The organism is Faecalimonas sp. LCP19S3_D12, from assembly GCF_052121495.1.
Taxonomy (GTDB): domain Bacteria; phylum Bacillota; class Clostridia; order Lachnospirales; family Lachnospiraceae; genus Faecalimonas.
In genome coordinates this window covers 1-16,925 of record NZ_JBQKED010000016.1, presented here as the reverse complement: position 1 = coordinate 16,925, position 16,925 = coordinate 1, and the positions used below count along the sequence as shown (strand labels likewise).

The following is a 16,925-nucleotide window of genomic DNA, read 5'->3' as shown; positions in this document are numbered from 1 at the left end:
GCAGCGGCTATGTGAGAAAGTTTCTCACATAGCCGTTTTTGCGTGTATTTGTAGAGAAACTCCCGGATAAATGGAATAGCCAGATTGGAGAAAATGGATGTGAGCTATCAGGCGGAGAATGCCAGTGAATGAGAATTTGATTCAGTCTGCATTGTCACGTTTGATTCAAGATAAAATGGTTTTTGTAATTGCTCAAGAGTATTCATGTTTTTACGTTCTGTCGATAGTGTTTTAAAGCATAGAACAGCCACCATTGTGGAAGGCTGTTCTCTTTGTATTTATGAGTTACAGGATCGATTCAAGTGTCCGATAGAATATTTACAACACTTCATCTAAATCTTTTTGCATTCGCAATCCTTCATGAATCAAACAACCGAAAATGATAATTAGAATTCCCAGTGTTAGATTTATACCATCGATCAGAACAAAACGTCTATAGCTAAAAATCTCAAATCCAGAAGAATGATAACCTGGAAGACGCGGAAACAAAACGGAAGATGCCAGGAACAGCCAACCAATCATCTGAACACAGAGGACCAACGATTTAGAAAAAGGTTGATCTGACAAAGCAATTTTAAGCAATGATACAAAACAACAAAAAATACATAAAAAGAATAGCGTATTCCATGCAAAAGGAAGTACATTTGTCGATTGCCAAATATGTTCCTTTAAACAAGTTACGATTTGTATAATGCCGGCTGTGGAAATAAGTCCGGTCATGAATAGCGCAAGGAATAAAAGAATACGCATGCGTGTTGAAAATGTTTTCGAATGTTTATAAGAAATATTTGTATCAAAATCATTTGGTTTCATCTTTCGGTTCTCCTTCCTGTGTTTTGTCATCTTTTACAAATTCCAATATGTCACCGGGCTGGCAGGCTAATACGTCACAAATTGCATTGAGTGTAGAGAAGCGTATTGCGCTGATCTTCCCGGTTTTTATTTTTGAAAGATTTACATTTGTAACTCCGACTTTGGTGGAAAGTTCGTTCAGACTCATCTTGCGGTCCGCCATGATTCGGTCTAGTCTTAAAATGATTGCCATGTAGTTAATCTCCTTTATAAAGTCTCGTTCACTTCTTTTGAAGTTCGATTCTGTATTTGATATCTCCATTGTATGCTTGGAATAAATGTTTGTCAACTAAAATTTAATGATAAACATTAAAAATGATAAAATTCTTGACATGAAATAAAAGTTAGCATATACTAATCCATGTATTTTAAATGAAAATGCTTATCAATATCAAAAATGGAGAGCAAAATGGTGGACATAAATAAGAAGAGAGAAAAGGAAAAGGAAACACTGCGTGTGATGACTGAGGTGTATTGTCGCGGCAAACACAAGCACAAGGGAGAACTCTGTCCGGAATGTCAGAAACTGTTGGACTATGCGTTGCTCCGAACGGAAAAATGTCCGTTCATGGAGACAAAGACATTTTGCAGTGCCTGCAAAGTGCATTGTTATTCAAAAGAGATGCAGGAAAAGATCAAAGAAGTTATGAAGTATGCAGGACCGAGAATGTTGTTTTATCATCCGCTTCAGGCGCTGGACCATATGTGGGTGACAATGAAAGGAAAAATAAAAAAGAGATAGGAGAAGAAAAATGAATAAGAAGAAAATTATTGATAAGTTGTTGATTATTTCGATTGTAGTGATGGCGGTCAGCGGTTTTTTGATAAGACCGACAGGAGAGATGATGGCAGTCATTGCTATGCATAAGCTTTCGGCGGTTATTTTTTGCGTATTGGGGATAGCCCATGCTGTGCAATATAAGACTAAGAAAAGGAGGGGAAAGCAATATGTTTCATAAGAGGTTGATCAAAGAATTTAGAGAAAATCAGAAAAACATTTGGGGGATGGTTCTTACACAGTGGGTCATGCTCATTGCAAATGTTGTGCTGATGCTCCAGACAGCTGCGTTTATAGCTGGAATGGTTCGTGGAGAAAATCTGCAAAACCAAAGTATCAGGCTACTTGTGACGTTGGCAGTTGTTGTGATTGTACGAAGCTTGATGTCGCTGCTCAACAGCAAGCTGTCATTTGAGGCATCGAAGCAGGTGAAAGCGAGACTTCGAACGATGGTGTATGAGAAAATGATGCGGCTTGGGAGCAGTTATAAAGAATATTTTCAGACATCTGAGGTGGTGCAGATCACCACGGAAGGTGTGGAACAGTTGGAAATTTATTTTGGAAAATACATGCCACAGTTTTTCTACAGCATGCTTGCACCGGTCACACTATTTGTCATTGTAGGAACGATGAGCCTGAAAGTGGCGGTTGTGCTTTTAATCTGTGTTCCGTTGATTCCGCTTTCAATTGTAGCAGTTCAGAAATTTGCGAAAAAGATGCTTGCAAAATATTGGGGAACATACACGGAGATGGGAGATTCCTTTTTGGAGTGCCTTCAGGGACTTACGACATTGAAAATTTATCAGGCAGATGAGCGTTATGCAAAAAGAATGGATGAGGAAGCGGAAAAATTTCGTAAAGTAACGATGCGCGTGCTCATCATGCAGTTAAATTCCATCAGTATTATGGATTTGGTAGCCTACGGTGGGGCAGCAGTCGGTATCATCTTGAGTATTTTAGAGTATCAAAAAGGTGTAATCGGACTGGCGCAATGCTTCTTCATTATTATGATCTCAGCCGAGTTTTTCCTGCCGCTTCGTTTGCTTGGTTCCTTCTTCCACATTGCGATGAATGGAAATGCTGCAGCGGATAAGATTTTCCGACTGGTAGATTTGGAAGAAGATCAAGGAGAAAAATCTGCCCAAATGGAAGGGGAATCTGATGAGATTGCGTTTTCAAATGTAAGTTTTTCCTATGAGGCAAAGAAAAAGGTGCTGGAAGGTATCAGTTTCCGGGCGGGTCATGGATTGACTGCATTGGTCGGGGAATCCGGTTGCGGAAAGAGTACCACTACGCTGCTTTTAATGGGAGACAGAAGGGCAGATGAGGGACAGATTTTTATCGGAGATATGCCAATTGACAAAATGGACTTGAAAGCACTTCGAAGAAAGATTACCCGTATCCGACATGACAGTTATCTGTTTGCAGGAACAATTCGGGAAAACCTTCTCATGGGAAAAGAAGATGCGACAGAAACACAGATGAAAGAGGCGCTTCGCGAGGTGAATCTGTTGGACTTTGTGGAAAAAAGCGGAGGGTTGGATTTTGTTCTCCTTGAGAAAGCGTCTAATCTTTCGGGCGGGCAGAAGCAAAGGCTGTCTCTTGCAAGGGCGCTTTTGCATGACACGCCAATCTACATATTTGATGAGGCAACTTCTAATGTAGATGTGGAAAGTGAAAATGATATTATGGCGGTTGTGAGAAAACTGGCAAAAACAAAAACAGTTCTTTTGATCTCACACAGACTTGCGAATGTTGTGTCTGCGGATCAGATATATGTGCTAAAAGACGGAATGATTGTGGGAAAAGGACAGCACGAAGCGCTTTGCAAAGAAGATGGATACTATCACAGATTATTCAGACAGCAGAGCGCATTGGAGCAATTTGGAAAGGGGGCGGTTGCCAATGAATAAAAACAGAAATGGATTTCAGGTGATGCTTGGTCTGATTGGTATGATCAAACCCCTTCTCGGAGTGATGTGTATTGCGAGCATCATGGGATGTATCGGAAATTTGATGGCGATTTTTATTACGATTCTCGGAGGGGCGGCAATTGGAAATCTGCTTGGAGAAGCGACTGGCATTTCCATGAAAATGATATTCGTGCTACTTGTTGTATTTGCGGTATTGCGAGGAGTGCTTCGCTATGCGGAACAGGCAAGTAACCACTATATTGCATTTAAATTACTTGCCAGAATCCGTCATCAGATATTTGCCTCTTTGAGAAAATTGGCTCCGGCAAAGCTGGATGGCAAAGAAAAGGGGAATCTGATTTCGATTATCACAAGCGATATTGAACTTTTGGAAGTGTTCTATGCACACACGATTTCACCGATTGCAATTGCGGCAATCACGTCGCTTGTGATGGTTGCATTTATCGGACAGTTCCATGTGGGACTGGGGGTATTGGCGGCGGTGTTCTATCTGCTTGTCGGGCTGGCCGTTCCGGTGGTGAACAGTAAAGCAGGACAGAAACACGGGCAAAAATACCGCAGTATTTATGGGAAATTAAATACAACTGTTTTGGATAATCTGTATGGATTAGACGAAATTTTACAGTATGAAAAGCAGAAAGAACGTCAGAAAAAAATGGATGCGTTCACGGAGCATCTGGAGCAGGTGAATGCAACTTTGAAAAAACAGGAAGCAGTACAGAGAATCAGTACAGATACGGTTATTCTTGTCGCGGGAGTGTGCATGACATTATATAGCGGTCTTTTGGCATCGAACGGGGTGATCAGCACCGGAAATGCAATTATCTGTATCATCGCCATGATGAGTTCATTCGGACCGACAGCGGCATTGTCCGCACTTTCAAACAACCTGAACCAGACGCTTGCAAGTGGAAATCGTGTATTGAACCTGCTTGCCGAGGAACCGGTTGTGATGGATGTGGAAAGTAATGTGGAAGTTCCGGATGAAGATATTCGTATTTCAAATGTGACGTTCACATACCCGGAAGACAAAAAAGAAGAGAAACCAATTTTGAAAAATTTCTCATTGGATATCCGCAAAAATACGATTCATGGTATTCTCGGAAGAAGCGGATGTGGAAAATCAACGTTGTTAAAGCTGCTTATGCGGTTTTATGAGACAGATTCCGGCAGTGTCAGCTATGGAACGCGCAACGTAAACGAGATTGACACAGGGCATTTGCGAAATCATATTTCCTATGTGACGCAGGAAACCTTCTTGTTCCAGGACACAATTGAAAATAATATCAAGGTGGCGAAGGCGGATGCGACAAGAGAAGAGGTGATTGAGGCTGCGAAAAAGGCAGCAATTCATGATTTTATCGATTCCCTGCCACAGGGGTATGATACAAAGCTTGGGGAACTCGGAGATTCGGTATCGGGAGGAGAACGCCAGAGAATCGGAATTGCGAGGGCATTTCTTCATGATGCCAAGACTATTCTGCTGGATGAGCCTACAAGCAATATTGACAGCCTGAATGAGGGAATTATCTTGAAAAGCTTGTTGGAAGAGCGGAAAGATAAAACAATTGTACTTGTGTCTCATCGCAAATCAACAATGTCGATTGTGGACGAAGTGACACAGATGTAAAAAAGATTGCGCAGTAGCGCAATCTTTTTTATATCTAGACTTGTGACTCGCTCTTTATAATTTTCTTGAAATTAACATAAAACAACGTGGCAGTTGTGAGAATTGCAATGGCATCTGCAATCGGTTCCGCCAAAAAGACTGCTTTGACATTGTCCTCCATGAATGCCGGTAAAATGTAAATAAGTGGAATCAGCACAAGTATCTTTCGGAATACGGCAAGGAATGCACTGATTTTAGAATTTCCGAATGCGATAAATGTTTGCTGGCAGGAAACCTGAACGCCCATAAGGAAGATGCATGCCAGATAAATGCGAAGCGCCCATTGTGACAATTCTGCCAACTGCGGATCGCTTGTGAATATAGATACAAATATAGACGGCGCAAACTCGGCAATGAGCCAAATGATTGTGGCATAGACAACACACGAGATGGTCTGCAGTTTGAACGCCTGCTTGATTCGGTCTATTTTCTTCGCACCATAATTATAGCTGATAATCGGTTGACCGCCCTGAGTGATTCCCTGCAGTGGAAGCATTGCAAACTGCATGATGCTTGATAAAATCGTCATAGCGCCGACTGCCAGGTCACCTCCGTATTTCAGCAGAGAAGAATTAAAGCAAAGAACAAGCACACTTTCAGTAGCCTGCATTGCAAATGGAGCAATTCCGAGCGCTGCGCAAGGTAAAAAGACAGAAGCTTTTATCTTTAAATTTTTCTTCTTGATACGAAGAATCGTGTTTTTGCCACATAAGAATTTCAGCGCCCAGACAGCGCTTAGCGCCTGTGAGAGAACGGTGGCGACAGCAGCGCCTTGTACACCCATGTTGAAACCGAAGATGAAAATAGGGTCCAAAATAATATTTGTGACAGCGCCGATAATGACTGTCATCATACTAATCGTAGAAAAGCCCTGTGCGGAGATAAAGGCATTCATTCCTAAAGTAAGCTGTACAAAAATCGTACCGATAGCATAGATTGTCATATAACTTTTGGCGTAGGAAATTGTATTTTCACTGGCGCCAAATAAATAAAGCAGCGGTTCTTGAAAAACCAGCACAGTGACTGTTAGAATAATGGAGGCAATGACCAGCGCCGAAAAACTGTTTCCCAAAATCTTTTCGGCAGTGTCATTGTCTTTTTTGCCCATGTAGATACTGGCTCTTGGTGCACCGCCCATTCCCATCAGATAAGCGAATGCGGAGATGATCATAATAATCGGGAAACAGACACCGACCCCAGTAAGTGCAGTGGAACCAACTTCCGGAATGTGTCCGATATACATACGGTCAACCATATTGTAAAGTGCGTTGACTACTTGGGAAGTAATAGCCGGAACTGCCAGAACAAGTAAAAGATGTCGGACCGGTTCATTCCCTAAGTCTACCTCTCTAGACATTGTTTTTTTCATGTTGTGTTTCATTCCTTTCTTTAAAACGTGTCAAAATTTTCGTCATTGTAGTTTCAACCTGTTGAAGTTCTTCTTTGGAAATACCTTGTAAAACTTCATTGTTCATCTTTGTGAGCTCCTCGTTCAGCTTTTGAATGACAGGAGCTGCCTGAGGAGAAAATGAAAGTCGCTGGATACGTTTATCAGCGTCATCTTTTGCACAAATAATGTATCCTTTCTCAACTAATGCATCAATACTCCTGCTGATCAGCCCTTTGGATACGCCGAGAATTGTACATAACTGACTGCTTGTATTGATGGAGGGATTATTGGAAAGAAGAATCAGGATGGAAATTTCATTTGGAGAAAAATTCTCATTTGTAAATTTCAAATTCAATTCATTTGCATATACTCGGCGAATTTGATTAAAGTATCCGAGCATCTCTTCCACGGTTTGTCTCATATCCACCTCCGATTTCAAAATAGTTTACTTGTAAACAAAATATAGTATAGAACTGAATGCAAAACGTGTCAATGCGTTATTGAACAATTTTATTGATAATTTGTCTTGACTTATAGGATAAAATTAGATATTATAAACACAAGTTAGAAATAACTAACTCGAGGAGGAAATATGAGCAGAGAAATATTTGAAATCGTTCAGGGAATGGATTTGAAAAATATCGAGACGCAATTGGCATTACAATGTGCGCCGCTTATCACAGGATTAAAAATTTCTAATATGTTGATTGTTTCAAACAAAGATGAAAAATTAGTGCGGGCAATTTTAAAAAGAACAGGTATTTCTTGCTATCGTCTTTTACAGAATGAAAAGAAGATCACGCTTCTTTTGTTCCGCAGAAATCAATTGGAGAAATTTTTGGAGAGAGAGGATGTAAGCGAGGTGCTCCGCGAAGAAGGGTATGTCGAAATCCAGCTTGGAAGAATCCTCAGTATTTTTCAGATGCGCTATCGGGCGTATATGAATGGTTCAAAAATATTTCCGCATGAGATGGGGCTGCTTTTAGGGTATCCGGTGGAAGATGTCACTGGTTTTATGGTGCATGGAGGAAAGAATTCTCTGTATTCCGGATATTGGAAAGTTTATGCAGACGTCGCAAGAAAACTTGAGATTTTCAAGCAGTTTGAGATGGCAAAAGAGATGCTGATCCGGCTTGTTTCAAGCGGTGTCAGTATGGAAGAAATTATAGGATATTATAATGAAAATACACTGCAGACAGCAGTGGTATAGGAGGTATGAAAGATGAGCAAAATCAATGTTGTATATTGGTCACAGACAGGCAACACAGAAGAGATGGCTGAGGCGATCGGAAAAGGAATCACACAGGCAGGAGGAGAAGCAGTTGTATCTGAAGTTAGCGCAATTTCTCCGGATGCGTTGAAAGATGAGAATGTGTTCGCTCTTGGCTGCCCGGCAATGGGAGCAGAAGTGCTTGAGGAAGCTGAGATGGAACCGTTTGTCGAAGCGGTAGAAAGCTTTGCGGAAGGCAAGAAAATCGCGTTGTTTGGTTCCTACGGTTGGGGAGACGGCGAATGGATGCGTGATTGGGTAGATCGTATGCAGAATGCAGGAGCAGAGATTGTAAACGGAGAAGGTCTGATCTGTCAGGAAGCGCCGGATGATGAAGTGCTTGCCGCGTGTGAAGAACTTGGAAAACAGCTTGTGTAACAGAGGGAGATTTCTATGAGTGTTGTGATTGTTGGCGGACATGACCGTATGGTCTGTCAGTATAAAAAAATATGTAAAGGGTATAAATGCAAAGCAAAAATATTTACGCAGATGTCGGCAAACTTAAGTGAGCAGATTGGGAGTCCGGATTTACTAATTCTGTTTACCAACACAGTGTCGCACAAGATGGTAAAATGCGCGATTACCGAGGCGGAAAAATGTAATGCAGAAATCGTGCGCTGCCATACAAGCAGCAAAAGTGCGTTGAATGAAATTCTTCAAAATGCATACGTGGGATAATGAAAATCTAACTTGAGAGAGTTGTTAGTTGAGTGAATGAAAATGCTCGGACGAGGTGAAACGGTCCGGGCATTTTGCTGTACTTAAGGTAGAAAAATTTACAACGTTATGGTAATATTGGGGTGACTGGTTTTAATGAAAAATAGAGGTGCAGATATGGAAGAAACAGGAATTAACGGAGAAGTTTTGAGAGAAATTTGTGATTTGGCAGAGAAATATCATATTCAAAAAGTGATTTTGTTTGGTTCACGAGCAAGAGGCGACTTTAAGAGAACAAGTGATATTGATTTGGCGGTAGAAGGTGGCGAAGTGGAAAGTTTTGCGTTAGATATTGACGAAGAGACAACTACTTTGCTCGAATATGATATTGTTGATTTAGCAAGAAAGATACAACCGGAATTACGAGAATCCATTGAAAGAGAGGGAAAGATTCTATATGAAAAAATATGAAAATTTTTGTGCGGCTTTAGAAAACATGAAGGAAATATATAAATATGATCCCCCATATGACAACGTAGTTTTGACCGGTTTAGTAGGATTATATGAAATTTGTTTTGAACAATCTTGGAAAATGATGAAAGAGATATTAGAGAGACATGGTTTTGAAGAGGGGGCTACCGGCTCACCTAAGATTATTTTAAAAACAGCATATAAAGCGAATATGATTCAAGATGAAAAACTGTGGATATCTGCGTTGCAGGAGCGAAATAATGTGACACATTCTTATAATAAGAGTATTGCACTAGATATTGTAACAAAAGCTAAAAATGAATTTTATGAAATGTTTTGCGAATTGAAAAGAGAAGTGGAAACAAGATGGCTTTAGACTACACATATTTTTCCGGCGTAGAAGATGGTATCTCATCTGCATTTGAAAAATTAGCGGAAGTTTTTGAATATCAGGTATTTGAGCTGTGTATTGGTGAGGACTATCTGATTCCTTATATGATGAACGACGCAGTGGAAAATTATCTGATTTTGAAAAACGGTCAAATGATTGGAAATTATCTGAATGATGATACGCTTGAAGTGACAGGGAAGCTTGCGGTAGAAAAGGACAGGTATGTGTTGAGTATAAGACAAGGTGAGGAGAATGCTTTCACACTTTATTTTAGCGAGATTGAAGAGCGCATACAGTGCTTTCAGTACCATAGGATCGGACATTTCTGGGTGAAAGGAGAGGAGCAGTGGCGGCAACTTGTTTATATAATAGGAACAATTTATGAAAAATACGACTATCTAGGCGAAGCATATTGCAATAAGAGCGAAAAAGAGTTGCTGAGGTTAGTTGAATTTCCGCCATTTCGCATGTGGTCACCGATTCATGAGTCACTGGAGGAAAAATATCCGGCGACCTATGAAGGGGTTACTTGCATGGAAAGACTGGCAAGAAAGGCAAAAGATACGAGGTATTTATGGCTCATTAAATTGTATCGGTATTTTCCGAATCGAATATTAGAAAAAATGTTGGCTATGAGACTTTTGAACCCGAAAAGGCAGAGGCTTTATGAGACAATCTGGCAGGAAGTTCAGTCTGCATCGGAAATGTATCCGGAACGAGATTATGGTGCGCGTCTGAATGAAGAAATTCGACGAAAACGAAAAGAAATTCATGTGAAAATGCTTGAAGATGGATTCGAGGGGACGTATCCGGAATACTACAAAAAGCGGATGCAGATTACTGTCGCTGAAGAACATCCATTTACCGTGTCGATGTTGGAATTTGAAAATTTCGTATTCCGTGTGCATTTCATGGTATCAAAATGTGGAAAACATGTTAAAATAAGAAAAAACTGTGGATTTTTCCGCGGATTAGGAAGAATCGGAAAGGTTGAAAAGGAGGAAAAATGAGAAAAAAACAATTGGCACTAGAGGTCATTGAACGATTGAAAAAAGAATATCCGGACGCAGATTGTACACTTGATTACGATGAAGCTTGGAAATTACTTGTTGGTGTTCGTTTGGCTGCGCAGTGTACAGATGAACGAGTGAATATCGTTGTGGAAAAACTATATGAGAAATACCCGGATGTGAATGCTTTGGCGGCCGCAGATGTGGATAAGATTGAAGAAATTGTAAGACCATGTGGATTAGGAAAGAGCAAGGCGAGAGATATCAGCGCTTGTATGAAGATTTTGCGGGATGAGTATGGTGGAAATATTCCAAATACATTTGATGAATTATTAAAACTCCCTGGGGTTGGAAGAAAAAGTGCGAATCTCATTATGGGAGATGTGTTTGGAAAACCGGCAATTGTGACAGATACCCATTGTATTCGCCTTGTGAATAGAATCGGACTTGTCAAGGATTTAAAAGAACCGAAAAAAGTGGAGATGGAGCTATGGAAAATTATTCCGCCGGAGGAAGGAAGCGATTTTTGTCACAGGCTTGTATACCATGGTCGTGATGTCTGTACAGCCAGAACGAAACCACATTGTGACAGATGTTGTTTGGAGGATATTTGCAAAAAAGTTGGAGTGAAATAAAGCCATTCTGGTTGCAAGAAAGAAGAAATATAGGTATCATCAAGAGTAGCAGTCGGTTGGCTGCGAAGAGTAGAAGAGGAGAAGATAATATGAGTCAGGAAGTTTTAGCAGTAGTAGCAGGAGAAGAGATTACACAGGCAGAGTTTGATGCGTTTTTACAGGGGGTGCCAAGAGAGCAGCAACCGTATCTTTCCAACCCACAGTTCAGAGAACAGTGCTTGGAACAATTGATTGCATTACATATGTTTGCGAAAAATGGCGAAGAGATGAAGTTAGAGGAAACGGAAGAGTTCAAAAAACTGGTGGAAAATGCAAGAAGAGATATTCTTGCACAGATGGCTATGAGAGAGACTTTGAAAGATGTTGTGGTATCGGAAGAAGAAATCGAAGCTTACTATGAGGCAAACAAACAACACTTCACAAAAGGAGACACTGTCAGTGCAAAACATATTTTAACAGATTCTGAGGAAAAATGTAACTCTATTTTAGAATCCATCACAACTGGTGAAAAAGAATTTGAGACAGCAGCGAAAGAATTTTCAACATGTCCATCAGGAGCGAAAGGCGGAGACCTTGGAGAATTCGGACGAGGACAGATGGTAAAAGAATTCGAAGATGCGGCATTTGCAGCAGAAATTGGACATGTAGTGGGACCTGTAAAGACACAGTTTGGATACCACTTGATTAAAGTAGAAAAGAAAAATGAAGCTACAGTTGCGTCATTGGAAGAGGTGAAAGAGACGATCAGAAGAACTTTGCTTCAGCAGAAACAAAATGAGACATATAATGCAAAAGTAGAAGAAATGAAAAAAGAATATTTGCAAAAATAAATTTGTGGGAAATTGATTTGGGATTGAGAAGATATGAAAAAGAATGACATGGTAGTTGTAACAATAGAAGATATTGGAGTAAATGGAGAAGGAATTGGCAAAGTTGATGGTTACACGTTATTTATCAAAGATGCTGTGATTGGAGATAAGATAGAGGCAAAAATTACAAAGGCGAAAAAAAATTACGGATATGCAAGATTAATGAAAGTGTTAGAACCTTCTCACAATCGTGTGGAAGCAAAATGTCTAGTGGCAAGACAGTGTGGCGGATGCCAGATTCAAGAACTTTCATATGAAAAACAGCTGTCATTTAAAGATAAGAAAGTGCGTGATAACTTAAAGCGGATTGGTGGATTTTCACCAGAAGAATTAGATGAGGTGATGGAGCCGATTTGTGGAATGGGAGAGCCGTTCTATTATCGCAACAAGGCGCAGTTTCCGTTTGGAACAGACAAAGAAGGGCATATTGTGACAGGATTCTATGCAGGACGGACACATCAGATTATTCCAAACACAGAGTGTGCTCTTGGAGTAAAACAGAACAAAGAAATTTTGGAAATGATTGTGGATTTCATGAATACACATCACATTACAACATATGACGAGACTACTGGAAAAGGACTTCTTCGCCATGTGCTGATCCGCTATGGATTTCGGACTGGGGAAATTATGGTCTGTCTTGTTATTAACGGGGATAACATTCCAAATTCTGAAAAGCTTGTGGATAGCTTATGCCAGATTTCAGGTATGACAAGTATTACTCTGAATGTGAATCGAGAACGCACAAATGTCATTCTCGGACGAGAAGTGAAAGTGCTTTGGGGACAAGGATATATTACGGACTACATTGGAAATATAAGATATCAGATATCTCCGCTGTCATTCTATCAAGTGAATCCAGTGCAGACAGAAAATCTATATAGACTAGCCTTGGAATATGCAGGTCTTCATGGAAATGAGATTGTGTGGGATTTATATTGTGGAATCGGCACGATTTCCCTCTTCCTTGCCCAGAAAGCAAAACAGGTGTATGGCGTGGAGATTATCCCACAGGCAATAGAGGATGCGAGGAAAAATGCTGCATTGAATGAAATCGAAAACGCAGAGTTTTTCGTCGGAAAGGCAGAAGAAGTGCTCCCGCAATATTATGAAAATTATAAACAAGAGCACGGTGGAGAAAAAGCTTATGCCGATGTGATTGTTGTGGATCCGCCTCGGAAAGGCTGTGATGAGACTTTGCTTGCAACGATGGTGCAGATGCAGCCGGAAAGAATTGTGTATGTGAGCTGCGATTCGGCGACATTGGCGAGAGATTTAAAATATTTGTGTGAGAATGGATATGAGTTAAAAAAGGTAAGGGCGGTGGATATGTTTCCCAATACAGTGCATGTGGAAACGGTTGTTTTGCTTTCCAAGGGAGAAATCGACTCGAAGAAGGTTCGAGTGGAGTTCTCGCTGGAGGATATGGATATGTCTGGATTTCAAAATGATGCCACATACGGACAGATTAAAGAACGTGTGTTGCAGCAGACCGGCTTAAAGGTTTCCTCCCTTTATATCGCCCAGATTAAACAGAAATATGGTATTATTGAGCGAGAGAACTACAACAAGTCGAAGTCTGAAAACGCCAGACAGCCGAAATGCCCGCCGGAAAAGGAAGCGGCCATTACAGCGGCATTGAAATATTTCGGGATGATTTAATAAATACGCAAAGCTGGGTATGGACAGCTATATCATTTATCGATTTTACAGCCAGAAGGTCAAGATTTGGCTATCTGGCTGTATTTATATAATGCAGAAATCACGATAAAGTGATATTTTATTGACAAACCATTATGTGCATGGCATAATCTATGTTAGATGGAAGGAGTTGCCTATGGCTGTATCATATATAAAATTATGGAAGTTACTATTGGACAGAGGAATGAAGAAAACAGATTTGATAGAAACCGCAGGGATAAGTTCTAATGTGCTTGCAAAACTTGGAAAAAATGACTTTGTAGCGATGGAAAGTCTTGCGAAAATATGTAGGTCACTTGGATGTAACTTAGGAGACATTGCGGAGTTCTATTTTAATGATAATGGAGGTGGAGAAAATGGGTTATAAGCATCCTTTCAGTGCAGAAATGCCATATGATATGCTGTATCAGCCATCAAGGAAAGAAGCGAGTAGAAAGAAACCGATTTTCTTCATCCATAAATATTTTGCGAGGCGAATTACTGCAAACTTTAGGATGTCCCTCTTGGGCTTTATGGCTGATAAAGAGGATGACATCTTAAAGATGTTTTACGAGGCATCGGAGAAAAAAGAAAACATCACCGTGCTTGATCCGTTTATGGGTGGGGGAACAACAATTTTTGAGGCACTTAGATTTGGGTGTAAAGTTATCGGAAACGATCTACAGCCATTGTCATTGTTTGTGACAAAAGCATTAGTTGAGCCAGTAAATGAAAACGCCGTTAATACTGAAGTGAAGCGCCTTGAGAGAAGAGTTGGCAATAGGATTAGAGAATACTATCAGACAATATGCCCTTGCTGTGGTTCAAAAGCTGACGGAATGTATGCTTTTCATGTGAAAAAGGTAAAAACAGAATCGCATTGTAAGGAGCATAAACTGTTTTCCAGTTTTATTATTGCATACAAAAAAAATGAGTTTACTGTTGTATGCCCTAAATGTGGAAGGCTGGAAAAAACCAAATTTGAAAATGGGAAATACACTTGTTCGTGTGGGTGGGAATTGTTAAGTCCAAAGGATTCATATATAAAAAGTGGCGTATTCACTTGCCCTGATTGTGGTGAGTCAAAAGTATTGTCCGACTATAAAGAATGCTCTGGATATCCATTCAAAACGGAAATAGTGGCAATTGAGTATTGCTGTCCGCATTGTGGAGCCCATGATTATAAAGCTCCTGATGAATATGATTTTGAGTTAATAAATAAGGCAAAACAGGATTTTTGCAAAATTGAGAAAGATTTGCCAATCCCCAATCAGCTTATTCCTGTAGGATATAATACAAATCAAATTTTGAACCACGGTTATAAGAGGTTCAGGGACTTGTTTAACGAGCGGCAGTTACTCTGTCTGGGGTTATTATTGCAAGCAATCAACGAAGTTGAAAACAAAGATGTTCAGTTGTGGCTTCAGCTTGCTTTTTCTGGAATGCTTGAAATGAATAATATGTTTTGCCGTTACCAACAAAATGCATATAAAATTTGCAATATCTTCTTTAATCATGCATATGTACCCATTGCAATGCCAGTTGAGAACTGTGTTTGGGGAGCAAAATTGGGTACTGGTACATTTGACAAAACTGTAAAAAAGATTTTACGAGGGAAAAAATTCAATACAAACATTTATGATTTGTCAGCGAAGCGACTCGATAATGGACGATATGATTCTATTCAAGTTAAAAATGAAGATAAGGTGTGTGCTATTCCTGTTGAAGAATATGAGAACATGGACAGTACCCATCCGCTTTTAAGATGTTCTGATTCTCGTAATTTGTCGTTTATTCCAGATGAATCAGTGGATTTGGTTTTAACAGATCCTCCATACGGTGCTAATGTAATGTACTCGGAACTGATTGATTTTTTTCATGTATGGAATTACAAGAGCAGTATTGCAAAAGAAATGGGTTTTACTGAACCCTTATCTCCGAAAAGCAATGAAATAATTGTAAATTCTGTGACTGGGAAGGATTTCAATTATTATAAAAATGGAATCACTTCGGTTTTATCTGAATGTTACAAAAAGACAAAAAACAATGGTTATCTTGTTTTTTCTTTCCATGATAAGAGTTTGGATAGTTGGTTAGCGGTGCTTGAAAGTATCCACGATGCCGGATTCTTGTTGAGTGATTGCTATCCCGTTCAAGCTGAAACGAGAACAGGCGCACATACATCGAATAAGAACTCAATCGGTATTGATTTGATGCTGATTTGTCAGAAACAGCAGATAGCCTATGAACAAATGAACCTCTTTATGGGTGGAGATGTAGATAGGGCTCTTGAAAATACACGACAGTATATATTAACTGTCCTTGATAAGCTGCAAAAGGTAGAAGCAGAATTGACTGTTCCCGATATTCAAAATATTGCAATAGCAAAGTTCTTCTCGGAAATTAGAAACTATTACAGGTACGATGCAGAGTCTAAAAAAGTTGTGATAACCAAATTGCAGCATTTTCTTGAAAAGATAGAAGACTTGTCGGGCGATTTTGAAATAACAAAGAAGCGAAATGGTTGGTGGTCAGAGTTATACAAAGAAAAATGGAATATTAAATCCTAACAAAAAGGGATGAGACAATGATTGCCTCATCCCTTTTGAATTATGCTTCATAAAGAAGTTTGAGCTTGTGATTCCAAGCATCTTTGTCGAGAGTTGAGTTTTGACCGGTCGCTGCTGCTTGAGCTTTCCAATCGGAATGATCTAACCAGCCAAACTTGATTCTTTTAATTCGAGGGTGAGTATTGGTCGGAGTAAATTTCTCAAAGTTGACAGCTAAATAAAAACCGAATTTTTGCTTTCCAGAGTTATTATCACTGTTTTCTTGACCATAACTACGGTTTCCGTAGATACTATTTTGAGAAGAAGTCTTTATTTCAATTGAATATGTGTCATCTGGGATATATACTATATCTTTGTCACTTTTATCAATTTCGCCCCTCCATATACCAGGATAACGCTCTGCAAGAATTGCGGGGATTAACATGTGCAAGTAATTTCCCATATTTTGAGGACTCGGAAAAACATCAACTCCGATTTGAAGCTTTCCACCAATTTTAGTTTGCATAATTGAATCCCATGCATCAAGAACGATTTCTACAATTTCGTCTTCCGTGAGTGGATGTTTATTAAGTAATTGCTGAGTGATTGCATCCCAACATGCAACCATTCTATTTTCATAAGGTGAGTTCATAATTATACTCCTCGTATTATAAAGTAGTAGTGTTTATAGACCCTCTCCAAGGTCTATATGCTATACTGTTGGAGATACTGTGGATTGTTTAAAACCTCCTACCATTCGATGGTTTACG

The 16,925-nt window shown here is 39.8% G+C and carries 20 protein-coding genes; 15 read left to right on the top strand and 5 right to left on the bottom strand.

Going from position 1 to position 16,925, the window contains the following annotated elements:
* Positions 1-318: 318 nt before the first annotated feature.
* The gene (locus tag ACTQXY_RS06510) at positions 319-813 is read right to left on the bottom strand and encodes a hypothetical protein (protein ID WP_441658811.1); all 495 of its coding nucleotides are present in this window, start codon (positions 811-813) and stop codon (positions 319-321) included.
* Positions 800-1,045, bottom strand: coding sequence for a helix-turn-helix domain-containing protein (locus ACTQXY_RS06505; RefSeq protein ID WP_441658810.1), 246 nt, complete (start codon positions 1,043-1,045; stop codon positions 800-802). The genes ACTQXY_RS06510 and ACTQXY_RS06505 overlap by 14 nt, the downstream gene beginning before the upstream one ends.
* 204 nt (positions 1,046-1,249) lie before the next feature.
* Here ACTQXY_RS06505 and ACTQXY_RS06500 point away from each other — a divergent pair, with 204 nt between their 5' ends.
* Genes ACTQXY_RS06500 through ACTQXY_RS06485 form a run of 4 tightly spaced genes read left to right on the top strand, consistent with a single transcriptional unit; the run spans position 1,250 to position 5,194 of the window.
* The gene (locus tag ACTQXY_RS06500; protein ID WP_441658809.1) at positions 1,250-1,594 is read left to right on the top strand and encodes a nitrous oxide-stimulated promoter family protein; all 345 of its coding nucleotides are present in this window, start codon (positions 1,250-1,252) and stop codon (positions 1,592-1,594) included.
* 10 nt (positions 1,595-1,604) lie between these two features.
* Positions 1,605-1,811 carry a hypothetical protein gene (locus ACTQXY_RS06495; protein WP_441658808.1) on the top strand — a complete coding sequence of 69 codons (207 nt, stop codon included), beginning with the start codon at positions 1,605-1,607 and terminating at the stop codon, positions 1,809-1,811.
* Positions 1,801-3,543, top strand: a complete 1,743-nt coding sequence (locus tag ACTQXY_RS06490; protein ID WP_441658807.1) for an ABC transporter transmembrane domain-containing protein — start codon at positions 1,801-1,803, stop codon at positions 3,541-3,543. Before ACTQXY_RS06495 ends, ACTQXY_RS06490 begins: the two co-directional genes overlap by 11 nt.
* Complete coding sequence (locus ACTQXY_RS06485) at positions 3,536-5,194, top strand: ATP-binding cassette domain-containing protein (protein ID WP_441658806.1); 1,659 nt, start codon at positions 3,536-3,538, stop codon at positions 5,192-5,194. The genes ACTQXY_RS06490 and ACTQXY_RS06485 overlap by 8 nt, the downstream gene beginning before the upstream one ends.
* Positions 5,195-5,228: 34 nt before the next feature.
* Here ACTQXY_RS06485 and ACTQXY_RS06480 read toward each other — a convergent pair whose 3' ends face one another.
* Both ACTQXY_RS06480 and ACTQXY_RS06475 read right to left on the bottom strand, forming a co-directional pair.
* Complete coding sequence (locus ACTQXY_RS06480; protein ID WP_441658805.1) at positions 5,229-6,602, bottom strand: MATE family efflux transporter; 1,374 nt, start codon at positions 6,600-6,602, stop codon at positions 5,229-5,231.
* Positions 6,583-7,044 carry a MarR family winged helix-turn-helix transcriptional regulator gene (locus ACTQXY_RS06475; RefSeq protein WP_022251044.1) on the bottom strand — a complete coding sequence of 154 codons (462 nt, stop codon included), beginning with the start codon at positions 7,042-7,044 and terminating at the stop codon, positions 6,583-6,585. Before ACTQXY_RS06475 ends, ACTQXY_RS06480 begins: the two co-directional genes overlap by 20 nt.
* A 171-nt stretch (positions 7,045-7,215) precedes the next feature.
* Here ACTQXY_RS06475 and ACTQXY_RS06470 point away from each other — a divergent pair, with 171 nt between their 5' ends.
* The 11 genes from ACTQXY_RS06470 (at position 7,216) to ACTQXY_RS06420 (ending at position 16,176) form a co-directional block, all read left to right on the top strand.
* Positions 7,216-7,833: a DUF3793 family protein gene (locus ACTQXY_RS06470; protein WP_441658804.1), complete on the top strand. Its 618-nt coding sequence runs from the start codon at positions 7,216-7,218 to the stop codon at positions 7,831-7,833.
* 12 nt (positions 7,834-7,845) lie between these two features.
* Positions 7,846-8,271 (top strand): flavodoxin, encoded by a 426-nt coding sequence (locus ACTQXY_RS06465; protein WP_441658803.1) that lies wholly within the window; start codon positions 7,846-7,848, stop codon positions 8,269-8,271.
* 15 nt (positions 8,272-8,286) lie between these two features.
* A complete protein-coding gene (locus tag ACTQXY_RS06460) occupies positions 8,287-8,571 on the top strand; it encodes a DUF2325 domain-containing protein (protein ID WP_441658802.1) in 285 nt (94 codons plus the stop codon).
* A gap of 135 nt (positions 8,572-8,706) precedes the next feature.
* Complete coding sequence (locus tag ACTQXY_RS06455) at positions 8,707-9,021, top strand: nucleotidyltransferase domain-containing protein (protein ID WP_441658801.1); 315 nt, start codon at positions 8,707-8,709, stop codon at positions 9,019-9,021.
* The gene (locus ACTQXY_RS06450; RefSeq protein ID WP_441658800.1) at positions 9,008-9,397 is read left to right on the top strand and encodes an HI0074 family nucleotidyltransferase substrate-binding subunit; all 390 of its coding nucleotides are present in this window, start codon (positions 9,008-9,010) and stop codon (positions 9,395-9,397) included. Before ACTQXY_RS06455 ends, ACTQXY_RS06450 begins: the two co-directional genes overlap by 14 nt.
* Positions 9,388-10,422 (top strand): DUF3878 family protein, encoded by a 1,035-nt coding sequence (locus ACTQXY_RS06445; RefSeq protein ID WP_441658799.1) that lies wholly within the window; start codon positions 9,388-9,390, stop codon positions 10,420-10,422. The genes ACTQXY_RS06450 and ACTQXY_RS06445 overlap by 10 nt, the downstream gene beginning before the upstream one ends.
* Positions 10,419-11,057, top strand: coding sequence for an endonuclease III domain-containing protein (locus tag ACTQXY_RS06440; RefSeq protein WP_441658798.1), 639 nt, complete (start codon positions 10,419-10,421; stop codon positions 11,055-11,057). Before ACTQXY_RS06445 ends, ACTQXY_RS06440 begins: the two co-directional genes overlap by 4 nt.
* An 89-nt stretch (positions 11,058-11,146) precedes the next feature.
* Complete coding sequence (locus ACTQXY_RS06435) at positions 11,147-11,887, top strand: peptidylprolyl isomerase (RefSeq protein ID WP_441658797.1); 741 nt, start codon at positions 11,147-11,149, stop codon at positions 11,885-11,887.
* 33 nt (positions 11,888-11,920) lie between these two features.
* Positions 11,921-13,588 carry a 23S rRNA (uracil(1939)-C(5))-methyltransferase RlmD gene (gene rlmD / locus ACTQXY_RS06430; protein ID WP_441658796.1) on the top strand — a complete coding sequence of 556 codons (1,668 nt, stop codon included), beginning with the start codon at positions 11,921-11,923 and terminating at the stop codon, positions 13,586-13,588.
* A gap of 175 nt (positions 13,589-13,763) precedes the next feature.
* Positions 13,764-13,994, top strand: a complete 231-nt coding sequence (locus tag ACTQXY_RS06425; RefSeq protein WP_441658795.1) for a helix-turn-helix domain-containing protein — start codon at positions 13,764-13,766, stop codon at positions 13,992-13,994.
* The gene (locus tag ACTQXY_RS06420) at positions 13,984-16,176 is read left to right on the top strand and encodes a DNA adenine methylase (protein ID WP_441658794.1); all 2,193 of its coding nucleotides are present in this window, start codon (positions 13,984-13,986) and stop codon (positions 16,174-16,176) included. Before ACTQXY_RS06425 ends, ACTQXY_RS06420 begins: the two co-directional genes overlap by 11 nt.
* Before the next feature lie 40 nt (positions 16,177-16,216).
* Here ACTQXY_RS06420 and ACTQXY_RS06415 read toward each other — a convergent pair whose 3' ends face one another.
* Positions 16,217-16,807, bottom strand: coding sequence for a ScaI family restriction endonuclease (locus ACTQXY_RS06415; protein WP_441658793.1), 591 nt, complete (start codon positions 16,805-16,807; stop codon positions 16,217-16,219).
* Positions 16,808-16,925 lie beyond the last annotated feature (118 nt).

What these genes read in the sequence shown, in the direction of transcription:
- ACTQXY_RS06455 (WP_441658801.1), top strand. Translation starts at nt 8,707, where the DNA reads ATGAAAAATAGAGGTGCAGATATGGAAGAAACAGGAATTAACGGAGAA.
- ACTQXY_RS06420 (WP_441658794.1), top strand. Translation starts at nt 13,984, where the DNA reads ATGGGTTATAAGCATCCTTTCAGTGCAGAAATGCCATATGATATGCTG.
- ACTQXY_RS06425 (WP_441658795.1), top strand. Translation starts at nt 13,764, where the DNA reads ATGGCTGTATCATATATAAAATTATGGAAGTTACTATTGGACAGAGGA.
- ACTQXY_RS06460 (WP_441658802.1), top strand. Translation starts at nt 8,287, where the DNA reads ATGAGTGTTGTGATTGTTGGCGGACATGACCGTATGGTCTGTCAGTAT.
- ACTQXY_RS06500 (WP_441658809.1), top strand. Translation starts at nt 1,250, where the DNA reads ATGGAGAGCAAAATGGTGGACATAAATAAGAAGAGAGAAAAGGAAAAG.
- ACTQXY_RS06505 (WP_441658810.1), bottom strand. Translation starts at nt 1,045, where the DNA reads ATGGCAATCATTTTAAGACTAGACCGAATCATGGCGGACCGCAAGATG.
- ACTQXY_RS06470 (WP_441658804.1), top strand. Translation starts at nt 7,216, where the DNA reads ATGAGCAGAGAAATATTTGAAATCGTTCAGGGAATGGATTTGAAAAAT.
- ACTQXY_RS06510 (WP_441658811.1), bottom strand. Translation starts at nt 813, where the DNA reads ATGAAACCAAATGATTTTGATACAAATATTTCTTATAAACATTCGAAA.
- ACTQXY_RS06490 (WP_441658807.1), top strand. Translation starts at nt 1,801, where the DNA reads ATGTTTCATAAGAGGTTGATCAAAGAATTTAGAGAAAATCAGAAAAAC.
- ACTQXY_RS06445 (WP_441658799.1), top strand. Translation starts at nt 9,388, where the DNA reads ATGGCTTTAGACTACACATATTTTTCCGGCGTAGAAGATGGTATCTCA.
- ACTQXY_RS06480 (WP_441658805.1), bottom strand. Translation starts at nt 6,602, where the DNA reads ATGAAAAAAACAATGTCTAGAGAGGTAGACTTAGGGAATGAACCGGTC.
- ACTQXY_RS06440 (WP_441658798.1), top strand. Translation starts at nt 10,419, where the DNA reads ATGAGAAAAAAACAATTGGCACTAGAGGTCATTGAACGATTGAAAAAA.
- ACTQXY_RS06465 (WP_441658803.1), top strand. Translation starts at nt 7,846, where the DNA reads ATGAGCAAAATCAATGTTGTATATTGGTCACAGACAGGCAACACAGAA.
- ACTQXY_RS06495 (WP_441658808.1), top strand. Translation starts at nt 1,605, where the DNA reads ATGAATAAGAAGAAAATTATTGATAAGTTGTTGATTATTTCGATTGTA.
- rlmD (WP_441658796.1), top strand. Translation starts at nt 11,921, where the DNA reads ATGAAAAAGAATGACATGGTAGTTGTAACAATAGAAGATATTGGAGTA.
- ACTQXY_RS06475 (WP_022251044.1), bottom strand. Translation starts at nt 7,044, where the DNA reads ATGAGACAAACCGTGGAAGAGATGCTCGGATACTTTAATCAAATTCGC.
- ACTQXY_RS06415 (WP_441658793.1), bottom strand. Translation starts at nt 16,807, where the DNA reads ATGAACTCACCTTATGAAAATAGAATGGTTGCATGTTGGGATGCAATC.
- ACTQXY_RS06450 (WP_441658800.1), top strand. Translation starts at nt 9,008, where the DNA reads ATGAAAAAATATGAAAATTTTTGTGCGGCTTTAGAAAACATGAAGGAA.
- ACTQXY_RS06485 (WP_441658806.1), top strand. Translation starts at nt 3,536, where the DNA reads ATGAATAAAAACAGAAATGGATTTCAGGTGATGCTTGGTCTGATTGGT.
- ACTQXY_RS06435 (WP_441658797.1), top strand. Translation starts at nt 11,147, where the DNA reads ATGAGTCAGGAAGTTTTAGCAGTAGTAGCAGGAGAAGAGATTACACAG.